Annotated in this window: 11 protein-coding genes; 2 read left to right on the forward strand and 9 right to left on the reverse strand. The window is 69.1% G+C overall.

The genetic code is table 11. The annotated features are described in order from the left end of the window. Positions 1–25: 25 nt before the first annotated feature. Positions 26–2,299 (forward strand): right-handed parallel beta-helix repeat-containing protein, encoded by a 2,274-nt coding sequence (locus C8E96_RS29145; RefSeq protein ID WP_091377916.1) that lies wholly within the window; start codon positions 26–28, stop codon positions 2,297–2,299. A gap of 16 nt (positions 2,300–2,315) precedes the next feature. Here the strand turns inward: C8E96_RS29145 and C8E96_RS29150 are convergent, their stop codons facing one another. Beyond that, complete coding sequence (locus C8E96_RS29150) at positions 2,316–3,257, reverse strand: LysR family transcriptional regulator (RefSeq protein WP_091377913.1); 942 nt, start codon at positions 3,255–3,257, stop codon at positions 2,316–2,318. Between the two features lie 171 nt (positions 3,258–3,428). Here C8E96_RS29150 and C8E96_RS29155 point away from each other — a divergent pair, with 171 nt between their 5' ends. Then, positions 3,429–4,649, forward strand: coding sequence for a M64 family metallopeptidase (locus C8E96_RS29155; RefSeq protein WP_091377910.1), 1,221 nt, complete (start codon positions 3,429–3,431; stop codon positions 4,647–4,649). A 65-nt stretch (positions 4,650–4,714) separates the two neighbouring features. Here C8E96_RS29155 and C8E96_RS29160 read toward each other — a convergent pair whose 3' ends face one another. The 8 genes from C8E96_RS29160 to C8E96_RS29195 form a co-directional block, all read right to left on the reverse strand. After that, a complete protein-coding gene (locus C8E96_RS29160) occupies positions 4,715–6,826 on the reverse strand; it encodes a right-handed parallel beta-helix repeat-containing protein (protein WP_133794856.1) in 2,112 nt (703 codons plus the stop codon). Between the two features lie 2 nt (positions 6,827–6,828). After that, positions 6,829–7,470 carry a bifunctional 4-hydroxy-2-oxoglutarate aldolase/2-dehydro-3-deoxy-phosphogluconate aldolase gene (locus C8E96_RS29165; RefSeq protein WP_091377904.1) on the reverse strand — a complete coding sequence of 214 codons (642 nt, stop codon included), beginning with the start codon at positions 7,468–7,470 and terminating at the stop codon, positions 6,829–6,831. Then, the gene (locus C8E96_RS29170; RefSeq protein ID WP_091377901.1) at positions 7,467–7,700 is read right to left on the reverse strand and encodes a hypothetical protein; all 234 of its coding nucleotides are present in this window, start codon (positions 7,698–7,700) and stop codon (positions 7,467–7,469) included. The genes C8E96_RS29165 and C8E96_RS29170 overlap by 4 nt, the downstream gene beginning before the upstream one ends. 251 nt (positions 7,701–7,951) lie before the next feature. After that, positions 7,952–8,896 carry a sugar kinase gene (locus C8E96_RS29175; RefSeq protein WP_091377897.1) on the reverse strand — a complete coding sequence of 315 codons (945 nt, stop codon included), beginning with the start codon at positions 8,894–8,896 and terminating at the stop codon, positions 7,952–7,954. Between the two features lie 3 nt (positions 8,897–8,899). Next, on the reverse strand, positions 8,900–9,733 hold the full coding sequence (locus C8E96_RS29180; RefSeq protein WP_091377893.1) for an SMP-30/gluconolactonase/LRE family protein: 834 nt from the start codon (positions 9,731–9,733) through the stop codon (positions 8,900–8,902). Further along, entirely contained in the window at positions 9,733–10,878 is a 1,146-nt protein-coding gene (dgoD, locus tag C8E96_RS29185) for a galactonate dehydratase (protein WP_091377890.1), read from the reverse strand. Before dgoD ends, C8E96_RS29180 begins: the two co-directional genes overlap by 1 nt. Before the next feature lie 10 nt (positions 10,879–10,888). Next, on the reverse strand, positions 10,889–11,605 hold the full coding sequence (locus C8E96_RS29190; RefSeq protein ID WP_091377886.1) for an SDR family NAD(P)-dependent oxidoreductase: 717 nt from the start codon (positions 11,603–11,605) through the stop codon (positions 10,889–10,891). Continuing rightward, on the reverse strand, positions 11,602–12,462 hold the full coding sequence (locus C8E96_RS29195; protein ID WP_228770010.1) for a carbohydrate ABC transporter permease: 861 nt from the start codon (positions 12,460–12,462) through the stop codon (positions 11,602–11,604). Before C8E96_RS29195 ends, C8E96_RS29190 begins: the two co-directional genes overlap by 4 nt. Positions 12,463–12,464 lie beyond the last annotated feature (2 nt).

Consider the following 12,464-nt stretch of genomic DNA (forward strand, 5'->3'; position numbering starts at 1 on the left):
CGCCCGATTTCGACCTGGAGCAACAATGATCGCCATTCGAGCCGCGGCGACGGCGCTGGCGTTATGCGGCCTGGTCGCCGCCACGCCCGCCTCCGCCCAGACCTCGGCGCAGCGAGTGCTGTACGCCTCCCCCACCGGTTCGGGCACCGCCTGCACGGCCACCGCGCCGTGTTCGCTCGACGGCGCGCGATCCGTAGTGCGCACGCTCGTGCCGACCATGACCGGCGACCTCGTGGTGACCCTCGCGGGCGGCACCTACGCCCGGACGAGCGCCTTCGAGCTAGGCCCGCAGGACTCCGGGCGCAACGGCTTCCGGGTGGTGTGGACGGCCGCCGCGGGCGCCAAACCGGTGTTCAGCGGGGCGAAGACCGTGACCGGGTGGCAGAAGTGGGACGCCGCCAAGGAGATCTGGCGCGCGCCGCTGCCCGCGGGCACGAACCCGCGCCAGCTCTACGTCAACGGCTCGCCTCGACCGCGCGCCGCCGGAGCGGGCTGCGAGAAGGTGGTGTGCCCGGCGGACGCGACGGGCTTGGGCGGCGCCTCGGCGACCGGTGTCGCCGGGTTCCGGTACCCGCAGGACGTGGAGGCGTCGATCAAGGTGCGGTGGCGCAACTACCGCTGCGGGGTCGCTTCGGTGTCCGGCGACAAGCTGGTGATGCGGCAGCCGTGCTGGAAGAACTCCGCCTCCGGGACCAATCGGACCGGGCCCTACTGGGATTCGACCACAGTGGACTCGGGGCGGTACACCGGTGTCGCCTTCTTCGAGAACGCCTACGAGCTGATCGACCGCCCGGGCGAGTGGTACGCGAACGCCCACGACGGTTACCTGTACTACAAGGTGAACTACCCCGGCAGTGACCCGAACACGGGCACCTTCGAGGTTCCCGCGACCGAGACGCTGCTGCGGCTGGGCGGATCCACGACCGACCCGGTCCACGACCTCACCGTCAACGGCATTACTTTCGCGTACACCACCTGGCAGCAGCCGAAGTCCGACGAGGGCTACGCCGGGATGCAGGCCGGGCTCACGCTGACCGGCTTCACCGGCCCCGTGGACCACGCGGGTCGTTACTACACCAAGCCGGAAGCGGCGGTGCACGTGCGCACCGGCCGGAGTGTGACCGTCAGCGGGTCGACGTTCACCCACCTCGGCGGTGCCGGGATCAAGCTGGAGACCGGCACCCAGCGGTCGACGGTCACCCGCAACACGTTCACCGACATCTCCGGCGGCGCGGTTTTGGTGGGTGACACCGAGCCCAACCCGCCCGCGGAGTTGGTCTCCCTGGCCAACACAGTCTCGTACAACACGATCACGTGGGTGGCCAAGGAGTTCACCGACTCGGTCGCGATCTGGTCGGGGTATGACGCCGAGCTGTCGGTGGACCACAACACGATCGCGAACCTGCCGTACTCCGGCATCAGCGTCGGCTGGGGCTGGAACCAGACCGAGGCCCAGAAGCCGGTGCTGCGCGACAACCGGATCACCAACAACGCCATCACCAACGTCCTGATGCCCGCGGGCGGCCAGCACGACGGCGGCGCGATCTACACCCAAGGCCCGCAGCCGCGCTCGGTGATCTCGGGCAACTACCTCAACCGCAGTGAGTACGAGGGCACCGAACGCGACGGGAACGGCGTCTACCTCGACGAACAGGGCTCGTACCTGACCGTGGAGCGCAACGTGATCCTGCGCGTCGGCGGCAAGTGGGTGTCCAACTGGGCCGGGTACGGCATCCAGAACACCGCGCGCAACAACTGGACCGACACGTGGGCGCCCGCGCTGTCGGGCACCGGCAGCACCATGGTCGACAACCAGACCACGCTCGCCACGCTGCCGGAGGAAGCCCTCGCGGTCGCCCGTTCGGCGGGCGCATCGGCGACGACGGTGGAGCAGATCGCCCCCGACTTCGCCCGGGGCAAGCCCGCGACGCAGTCGTCGACCGCGAGCGCGGCCGGGCTGGCCAACGATGGGAACACCTACAACTCCAGCCAGACCTTGTCGCAGGCGCAGCCGTACTGGCAGGTCGACCTCGGGGTGTCACGGCAGCTCGGTCAGGTGGAGATCTGGAACCCGAACGCGGTGGCCGCCCTGAGCGACTTCTACGTGCTGGTGTCGGACAGTCCGATCACGGCGGCGGGGCTGGCTGAGGCCCGGGCGCAGGCAGGCGTGTCGTCCTACCACCACTCGGCGAGGGCGCTGCGGCCCAGTTTCCTGGACATCGGCCGGACCGGGCGGTACGTCCGGGTCCAACTCGCGGGGACGGCGGCGCTGTCCCTCTCGGAGGTCAAGGTCCACTGACGCGGTGGCGGCGTGCTCAGCGCAGCTGGGCGCGCCGCCACTCGCCGTAGGTCTGGCTGCGGGTGGCGGTTTCCTCGTACGAGTCGTGGGCCAGCTCGGCGAGTGTGTCGGCGTGGGCGGCGAGGGGGCCGTTGGTGTTCCAGGCGAGCACATGCCGGTACCACAGCGGGGTTCGGCTGATCGGACGCACCACTACGCCATCCGGCGGAACACAGGTGGCCTGGCACAGCGACGCCACCCGCAGGCTGCGGATCAGGTCGAAGACGAGGACGCCCTCCACCTGGTGGGCGATGCGGGGTTCGACGCCCGACTGCCCGAAGACCTCGGTGTAGTACTCCCACACGCGGTCGTCGTCGTCCGGTGGCAGCGTCCACTCGATCGCGGCGAGGTCCTTCAAGTCCACTTCGGATTGTTCGGTGAGCGGATGATCCTCCGGGAGCAGGGCGAAGATCGGCTCGGTGTGCACCGGAAGCAGCGTCACCCCTGGTCGGGGGGCGATCTCGTAGCCGGGGCAGTCGCCGACCACAGCCAGTTCAAGCCTTCCCTCGGCGACCAGTTCGATCAGCGGGGTGGCGCAGGACTGGGCCCTGGTGGTGAAGTCGGCCTCGGCGAACGTTGCGCGCAGCCGCCTGATCAGCGCTCCGGCGAAACCGGCGTTCACCGTGCCCACTCTCAGCACTGCCAGTGACTCGCCGGAACTGAGCGTGGCGGCGAGCTTGAGGTCGTCGAGGGCCGGAAGCACCGCCCGGGCGCGGGACAACACCAGGTTGCCGAGGGCGGTGGGGACGGCGCCGCGCCGGTCGCGGGTGAACAGCGGGCCGCCGAGGACCCGCTCGACGCGCTGCAACTGGGCGGTGAGGCCGGGTTGGGCCATCCGCAGGGCCGCGGCCGCTCTGGTCAGGCTGCCGGTCTCCGCGATCGCGCAGACGACACGGAGATGCCGGACCTCGAGTTCCATGACCCGCACGGTAATTCGTGGCCCGGCCGCTGACCAGACCGTACCGGCCAGTGCGGGCCCGCGGAACCGCAAGATCCATACGGTTCCTGGATGGAATTTTGAGAGTACCGGCGGGCCCCTGGCGAATCCGATGGTTGGTCTCCCTGCGACTGAGCCATTGAAGGGGCAGCAATGCGCCGTAAATCGATACTCCTGGCCTTACTGGCCGCGGCCCTGATGGCCGTGAGCCTTCCGGATGTCCGGCAGGCGAGCGCCGCGCCGGACGACGAGACCGTCACCGAGGTGCGTGAGGTGTTCAGCCCGGACGGCTCGATCAGCCGCCGCCCGGTCACCCGGCCCGCGATCGAACTGCCTGCGCAGGCCCAGGCGCTGGCGGCGGCCGAGGTGATCCCGATCGAGATCAACGGACCCAGTGCCAGCCGGTTCGACCTGGTCTTCGTGGGTGACGGCTACACCGGCGCCCAGCTCGGCACCTATGGGGAACACGTGCGGAGCAAGCTCGCGGAACTCATGGCGGTGGAGCCGTTCAAGACCTACCGCGGGCAGTTCAACGTCTGGCAGGTCAACGTGGTCTCCGCGGAATCGGGCGTGGACAACGATCCCTCTTACGGCATTCGGCGTAACACGGCGCTGGACATGTACTTCTGGTGCGGCAATGTCGAGCGGCTGCTGTGCGTCAACGAGACCAAGGCCCGGCAGTACGCCTCGGCGGCTGATGACGCCGATCAGGTCATCGCGCTGGCGAACACGACGAAGTACGGCGGGGCAGGCGGGAATGTGGCGACCTCCTCGGGCGGCAACGCGTTGGCGGGGCAGATCGTGGTGCACGAGTTGGGGCACTCGATCGGCGGATTGGCTGACGAGTACACCTATGGCGGTGGCGACTGTTATCCGTACCGCGAGCCGCGTGAGATCAACTCTTCCCGGTACACGGCCGAGCAGATGCGACAGAACCAGGCCAAGTGGTACCGGTGGCTGGGTCAGACCTCGCCTGACGGCGGGGTGGTCGACACCTACACCGGCTCCAGCTACTACACGCGGTGTGTCTACCGGCCCACGGACAACTCGTTGATGCGGTCGTTGGGTCGGGCGTTCAACCTGCCTGGGCGGGAGGCGATGATCGCCGCGTTCTACAAGGAGACCGGGGTGGTGGAGGCGGCCGCGTCGGATGAGAGTGAGTCGCCTTGGGTTCGGCCTGTCGGGGGTGCTTCGGTGTCCTGGACTCTTGACGGACAGCCCGCGGGCACCGGCACCCAGTTCGTGGCGCCCGCGTTGTCTCCTGGGGCGCACACTGTGACCGCGACTGTCACTGACGACACCGCGGCGGTGCTCGATCCTGAGCTGCGCAAGCGGTACATGACTCGACGGATCAGCTGGATCATCGGCGACTAGTGCGTGTCCCCAGACCGGGTCGGGCAGGAGGGGAACCTGCCCGACCCGGTCTGGGGATACCGAACTCAGGCGATCTTCATGGCGAACACGTGCAGGCCGGCGTTGGCCAGTGGGCCGCCGACGTTGGGCAGGGTGATCGCGGCGACCGTTTTGCCCGCGGTGATCGGGATGCTCCCTTGGAACAGGGTCACGTCTTGTTCGTCGCGGCCGGTGGTCGGGTTGTTGTAGGTGGTGGGCTTCTTGTGGTGGTAGTCGGTGATGGCGGCGACCGTGGTGCCCGCCACCGGGGTGCTGGTCCACCAGTCGGCGAACGACAGGGTGTAGGTGGACGTGGTGCCGTCGGTGTAGTGCAGGGTGCCGGTGCCGGTCTGGGTTCCGTACGCGCCGGAGCCGAGAAGTGCCACCTTGGTCCCCGAGCCGGACAGAGTGATCTTCTGGCCCGTGGCCTTCACGTTGTCCGGGAAGCCGATGTACTGCTGCGCCCAGTCAAACGTGACGCCGCCGGAAGTGACCGGGCCGTACGTGAAGCCCTTCGCCGCCAATGCCTCGGCGGAGAAGCTGCGGCCGCTGAGGGAGTAGCCGCCGATCTGCGGGTTGGCGTCCCTGGTGATGCCGTGGTTGTTGAACGCCTCCTTGAGGGAGCTGAACGTCTTCGCCGACACGCCGGAACCGTTGTCAGCGCCGATGTTGACCGTTCCGCCCGCCTTTGGGACGGTCGCGCCCCAGAAGTCGCGGGCGCCGAGTGTGGACAGTGGGGTGCCCGCGTTGAGGGCGGGTGAGCCGGTGGTGAGCTTGTAGCCGCCCACGCTGGCGATTTCCACCGCGCCGCCCGGGTAGTTGAGCTTCGGGTCGGCCTTGACCGCCGTGGTGTCGGCCGTCGGCGCGGTGATTCCGCCGTAGTACAGGTTGGTGCCGTAGGTGACACCCGCTCCGCTCGGGAACGTTCCGGACGCGGCGTAGAAGATGTTGTTGTAGATCTTCGTGTTCGCCGTCGGCAGATCGAGGGTCAACGGCTTGCTGGAACAGAAGAACGTGTTGTTGTAGAACTCGATGGGCGCCGTGGTGCTGGGGCCTTGGGCCACCCGGCAGTCGTCCTGGGAGACGTTGAAGCGGATGACTTCCTTGGCGTTGTTGTTGCCCAGGTTGGTGCACGCCTGGCAGCCGAGGTGGAAACCGCCCGCGTTGTTGGACGAGTAGTTGTACTGGAAGGTGCAGGTGCCGACGATCGCGCCGTCGCAGTCCCAGGCCGTGGAGTCGAAGCTCGACGGGTAGCTGCGGGTGACCTCGTTGAACTGGAACACCGGGTTCTTCGAGTTGATCGGCCACATCCCGGCGAAGTTGCCCGCGACGAACGGATACGCGCCGCCACCCAGGTTGTCCGCCCGGTTCTTCTCGACCAGCGGGGCGTCCGATCCGTGCACGACGATGCCGTCGCCGCCCGCGCTGATGACCCGGTTCGATCCGATGTAGACATTCGTGTGGTAGGCGCTGGGTTTGGTCGAGATCTTGATACCACCGCCGCCGGTGTCGTGGACGTTGTTGTTCACGATGCGGAGGCCGTTGACCGGTCCGGCCGTGGACGAGGCGAGCACGATGATGCCCGCGGACCGCGAGAACCACGGCGCGTTGGTGCCGGTCTTGTCGCCCCAACCGGCGACGTTGTCCACTTCGAGACCGTCGATGACGATGCCCGCCTTGGCCGCGGTCGTGGTGGTCTCGACCCGGATGCCGTTGCGTTCGGCGCGGGTGGCGCTGGGGTTGGTCAGGCGCAGGTCCTTGACCGTCCAGTGGCTGAGGTCCTTGAGGTACATGGCATTGGCCGCACCGGCGCCGTTGATCACCGCTCGGGCCGTCCCGGTCCCGTACGCGCCGACGGTGACCGGGCTGCCCGAGGCGCCGGAGCCCTGGCCGACGAACTGGCCGGTGCAGGTGGTGCCGCGCTTGAACAGCACCTGGTCACCGGGGCCGAAAATGGTGGCGTTGACCTGGCTCAGCGCGTTCCAGGGATTAGTCAGGGTTCCCTGGGGAGTCGCGGTCGACGAGCAGTCGACGTAGTACGTGGTGTCCGCCGCCACCGCCGGCGGGATGGACAGGGCGATCGCCCCGCCCGCCCCCACGGCGATGACGGTGCCTAAAGCGAGCTTGCGAATGCCTGCCTTGCGTGTTGGTGCCCTCACGATCAACCTCCTGATTGATCCATTCCATCGCCCAGACCGGCGAGGAAGTCGGTGACACGGGACCGGATGGACTCCGGCGCACCCGACGTCAGTGATCCCCCGACCCCCACGGCCACCGCTCCCACGGCGAACCACTCCCCGGCGTTGTCCCCGGTTATCCCCCCGGTCGGAACGAACCCGATGTGCGGGAGCGCCGCCCGGACCGCCTTCAGATAGGCGGGCCCCAGTTCCCCGGCGGGGAACAGCTTCACCAGCGCGGCCCCGAACTCGGCCGCACGAACGGCTTCGGTCGGCGTCTGCGCGCCCGCCAGCACCGGGACGCCGTAGCGGTTTCCACAGGCGATGACCTCGGGCACGACGGTGGGGCAGACCAGGAAGGTCGCCCCTGCCAGAATCGCCAGCCGCGCGCTCGCCTCGTCCAGGACTGTGCCCGCGCCGACCATCCGCCCGTCCGGTGTGGCGGCGAGGGTTCGGATGGCATCGAGAGCACCCGGCGTGACCAGCGAGACCTCGACGACGGTGATCCCAGCCGAAACCAGCGCCTCCCCTGCCGCGACCGCGCTCTCCGCATCAGCGGACCGCAAGATGCCCACCACCCGCCCGGCTGCGATGGCACCCGTGCGCTGCCAGAGATACCCGCTCACCGTCCCACCCCCGCGTCTGTGGTGGTGATGGCGGTGGCGGCGGTAGTGCCGGTGCCGGCGGCGGTGCCGATGGCGGCGGCGGTGCCGATGGCGGCGGCAGTCGTGCCGATGCCGGCGCCAGCGGTGGCGGCGGCAGTCGTGGCAGTCGTGGCGGCGGTGCCGATGGCGATGGCACTCGTGCCGTTGCCATCGGCGGCAGTGGTGCCGGTAGCGGTGGCAGTGGCAGTCATGCCTGTGCCGGTGGCGGCGGCAGTCGTGCCGGTGCCGATGGCGATGGCAGTCGTGGCAGTACCGCCCCACCCACCAATCGCAACGGGCCGATCCCAGCGGCCTGTTTGGGTGGTTCGCCTTGATTTGGGGGAAATGGGGCTAAACTCGCGGTGCGGGTGAGGTTCCTTCGCCTCGCCTTTTAACCCGCACAGCCCCATTTCGAGGGGCCCCAAATCAAGGCGAACCACCCAAACAGGCACCCGACCACAGCTCACCGGTCCACCTCCGAATCCACAGCCAGCGCGGCAACAAGGTCGGCCGAATAAGGCAAACCGTCGATGTCACCCAGAGCCTGGACGTTGAGCGCCCCACAAGCGGCCCCCCGCGCGAGGCAGTCAGGAACAGACACCCCATCAAGCCAGCCCGAGAGAAACCCCGCGTCGAACGCGTCCCCAGCACCGACCGGATCCACAACAGCAGCCGAGAAAGCAGGCACCGCCCACTCATCCACCCCATCGCTGGCCCAAGCCCCATCGGCACCAGCCTTGACGACCACCAACCGAGAACCACGGTCCAGCAACCACTTGGCCGCCAGCGACCGGTCCGATTGCCCAGTCATCACGAGCGCTTCCTCGTCACTCGTGAGCACCAGGTCCGCGCCGACCACAAGCTCGCCCAGCACAGCAGCCGCCCGCTCAGCAGACCACAACCGCAACCGAAGATTCGGATCGAACGACACCACCACCCCATGCTCATGCGCCAGCTCGATAGCAGCCCGCACAGTGTCCAAACAGGACTCCGACAGCGCGGGCGTGATCCCGGTGACGTGCAACACGCGCGCACCCGCGATATAGGTCGGGTCCAGATCAGCAGGCCGCATCAAGCTGGCCGCGGAACCCGAACGGTAGTACTGCACACTGATCCGCCGCACAGCGTGCGCGTCACGCACCAGCATTCCCGTCGGCGCTTCGGCGTCGAGCCCGACCCGGCTGACGTCGACCCCCTCGGCACGCAACACCTCCAGCGCAGCGTGGCCGAAGGCGTCATCGCCGAGTCTGCCGAACCAGCCGGTGCGGTAGCCGAGCCGGGCCAGGCCGATCGCGACCGTGGCCTCCGCCCCGGCGATGCCGCGCCGGAAGTCGTGGGCGTGCCGTAGCGGGTCGCCCGGGTAGGCCACCATCAGGCCCATGAGTTCGCCGAAAGTCACCACGTCCATGGCTCACCCACCAAACCTGTTGGCGGGCAGGCCTTTGACGCCGACCTCAAGGGCGAACAACGCTCCCGCGTGCGGCTCGTCGACACCCACCGACGCGGACGTCACGTAGAGCGTGCCCAGGTCCGCGCCACCGAAGACCGGGCAAGTCGGTCGGGACACCGGGAAGTCGACCACCCGGTCCAGCCGACCGTCCGGGGTGTACCGGTGCACAGCCGACCCACCCCACAGCGCCACCCACAGGCAGCCGTCCGCGTCGAGGGTGAGCCCGTCCGGTGAGCCCGCGGAGACCTCGACCACCGTCCGACGCCCGGAGAGCACTCCGGCGTCCACGTCGAACGCGTCGATCCGGCCGGTGGGTGTGTCGATGTAGTACAGGGTCCGGCCGTCCGGGGTGAAGTCCAGCCCATTCGACACGGTCACCCCCGGCAGGACCGGCCGCACGCTGTGATCGGGGTCGAGCCGGTAGACGATCCCCGCCCCTGGCTCCTGGTCGTAAGGCATGGTCCCAGCCCAGAACGACCCGGACGGATCGCATTTCCCGTCGTTGAACCGCGCCGGCGGTCCGGGGTGCGTCACCACGGCGATCTCCGAGGTCGAGCCGAAGTCGAAGGCGCGGAAGCCATCGGCCACCGCCAGCACCAGCCCACCCTGCTCGCGCACCGCGAGCGATCCGACGTGCGTGCCGACGTCGAAGACCTCGTCAGCCAAGCCCGAGGGGTCGTGCACGTGGACCGACTTGCCGAGGATGTCGACCCAGTACAGCCGCTGGGCGCGCACGTCCCACACCGGGCCCTCGCCGAGCCGGGCGCCAGCGTCGACGACGATCTCCGGGGTCATCACCAGCTCCCCAGGGAGCCGTCGGCGTGGTGCCACACCGGGTTGCGCCATCGGTGCGGGTTCGCCGCCGCGGCACGCACTGCGTCCTCGTCGATCTCGATGCCCAGCCCCGGCCCGAGCGGCCGGTCGATGTGGCCGTCGGTCGAGGCGAACACCGAGTCGTCGGCCAGGTAGCCGAGCTTCTCGCTGTCCGGGTGGTAGCCGAGGCCGAGGCTCTGCTCCTGGATCAGGAAGTTCGGCACCGCGAAGTCCAACTGCAGCGACGCCGCGAACGCGATCGGGCCAAGTGGACAGTGCGGTGCGACCAACACGTCATGGGTTTCCGCGGCGGCGGCGATGCGGCGGCACTCGGAGATGCCGCCCGCGTGCGACAGGTCTGGTTGGGCGACGGCGATGCCGGACCGCAGCACGGGGTCGAAGTCCCACCGTGAGTAGAGCCGCTCCCCCGTGGCGATGGGGATGCTGGTCGACGCGGTGATCCGCGCCAGGTCCGAGCTGAACTCGGGCAGCACCGGCTCCTCGACGAACATCGGCAGCAGCGGCTCCAGCAGCGGCAGCACCCGCCGCGTCATGGCTCCGGTGAACCGTCCGTGGAAGTCCAGGGCGAAGTCGCGGTCCGGCCCGATCGCCTCGCGCACCGCCGCCGCCCGGTCCACGATCTCGTGCACCCGCGCGGCCGTGTCCAAACCGGACACCAGACCCCACGGGTTCAGCTTGACCGCGGTCAAGCCGACACCCACCTGGGCCTGGGCGGACTCGACCAACTCGGCCGTGGTGTCGCCGCGCAGCCAGCCGTAGATGCGGACCTTGTCGCGTACCGGCCCGCCCAGCAGCTCGTGCACCGGCAGCCCCAGCGCCTTGCCCTTGATGTCCCACAACGCCTGGTCGATGCCCGCCAGCGCGCTGGAGAGGACCGGGCCGCCGCGGTAGAAACCGGCCTTGGCCATGGTTTGCCAGTGGTGCTCGATCCGCATCGGGTCGGCGCCGATGAGGTAGTCGAACAGCTCGCCGACAGCGGCGGCGACGGTCTCGGCCCGCCCCTCCACGATGGGCTCGCCCCAGCCGACGATGCCCTCGTCGGTGTCGACCCGCAGGAACAGCCAGCGCGGCGGCACCCGGAACAGCTCAAAGCCGGTGATCTTCACCAGGTCTCCTCTACAGACCGTTGACGTGCCAGCCGCCGTCGACCGGGATGGTCGCGCCGGTGATGTAGGAGGCGTCCGCCGAAGCCAGGAACGCGATCACCGCGGCCACCTCCTCCGGGGTTCCGGCCCGCCGGGCGACCGTGCGCGCGATGTGCTCGGCGCCGGTCCAGTCACCCCACGCCGGGGTGCGGATCGGCCCCGGCGCGACGGCGTTGACCCGGAGGTCGGGGCCGTACTCCACCGCCAACTGCTGGACCATGGCGTGCAGCCCACCCTTGGCCGCGGCGTACGCGGTCGCCCCGAGCAGTCCGACCAGGCCGTGGATGCTGCCGGTGGCCACGATGCAGCCGCCCCGCTCGCGCAGCGCGGGCACCATGGCGCGGACGCCCAGGAACGCGCTGCGCAGCGTCGTGGACTGCACCTCGTCCCAGGCCTCGACCGCCAGCTCGTGCGGCTGCGCCCGGTCCGGCGGGTTGCGGCCGACGTTGAGGTGCAACACATCCAGCGCGGGCACGGCCTCCGCGATGACAGCCCAGTCCCCCGGAAGCGTGGCGTCCAGGCGCAGGTAGCGGCCGTCGATCTCGAGCGCGATCGCCTGACCGCGGTCGTCGTCGATGTCGGTCACCACGACTGACGCGCCCTCAGCGGCGAGTCTGCGCGCGGTGGCCGCGCCGATCCCGGAGGCGGCACCGGTCACCAGGGCGGTCTTCCCGCCGAACCGGCTCACTTGCCCAGTCCCGCCGTGAGGCCCTCGGTGATCCGCCGACCGAGCCACAGGTAGAGCAGCAGCATCGGCAGAATCGTGATCGACACCCCGGCGAACAGGGCGCCGTAGTCCGCGCCGTTGTACTGCTGCTGCTGGATGAACCCGATCAGCGCGAGCGAGAGCGTGTAGTTCTCGTTGCTCTGGATGAACATCAGGCCCAGCAGCGTCTCATTCCACAGCCCGATCGCGTTGAGCAGCAGCGCGGTCACCAGGCCGCCGCGGGCCAGCGGCAGCATGATCCGAAAGAACGTGCCGCTCGCCGACACCCCGTCCAGCGCCGCCGCCTCCTCCAACTCGTTGGGCAGTGAGCGGAAGAACCCGGTCAGCAGGAACACGGTGAACGGCAGGTGGGTGGCGACATAGACGAGGAACAGCCCGAACAGGCTGTCGATCAGCCCGAACTCGGCGAGCACCGAGTACAGCGGCAGCACGATGATCTGCAGCGGGATGCCGAGGCCGAGCGCGAAGAACATGGTCAGCCCGGCCGAGAGCCCGCCTCGGCGCCTGCTCAGCGCGTAGGCGGCGGGCGCGGAGACGCCGACGACGACCACTGACGCGGTCACGACCAGCACCAGCGTGTTGATCGCGGCGGCGCCGAAGCCGCTGTCGACCCACGCCCGGCTCCAGTTGCCGAAGTCCGGCGCGGCGGGCAGCGACCACGGGGTGTTGAGGATCTCGCTGCTGCTCTTGACCGAGCTGATCAGCATGAACAGGAACGCGAACAGGCAGAAGGAGACGAACAGCCACACCGCGGTGGTGCCGATCGGCCGCAGTACTGGGATGCGTGGGGTGGTGCGCGTGGCGATACGTGTTGTCACTG

This window comes from Actinokineospora alba, assembly GCF_004362515.1.
GTDB classification, from domain to species: Bacteria; Actinomycetota; Actinomycetes; order Mycobacteriales; family Pseudonocardiaceae; genus Actinokineospora; species Actinokineospora alba.

Coding starts and splice junctions, on each gene's coding strand:
- C8E96_RS29180 (WP_091377893.1), bottom strand. CDS start 9,733: ATGACCCCGGAGATCGTCGTCGACGCTGGCGCCCGGCTCGGCGAGGGC.
- C8E96_RS29155 (WP_091377910.1), top strand. CDS start 3,429: ATGCGCCGTAAATCGATACTCCTGGCCTTACTGGCCGCGGCCCTGATG.
- C8E96_RS29170 (WP_091377901.1), bottom strand. CDS start 7,700: ATGACTGCCACTGCCACCGCTACCGGCACCACTGCCGCCGATGGCAAC.
- C8E96_RS29150 (WP_091377913.1), bottom strand. CDS start 3,257: ATGGAACTCGAGGTCCGGCATCTCCGTGTCGTCTGCGCGATCGCGGAG.
- C8E96_RS29175 (WP_091377897.1), bottom strand. CDS start 8,896: ATGGACGTGGTGACTTTCGGCGAACTCATGGGCCTGATGGTGGCCTAC.
- C8E96_RS29145 (WP_091377916.1), top strand. CDS start 26: ATGATCGCCATTCGAGCCGCGGCGACGGCGCTGGCGTTATGCGGCCTG.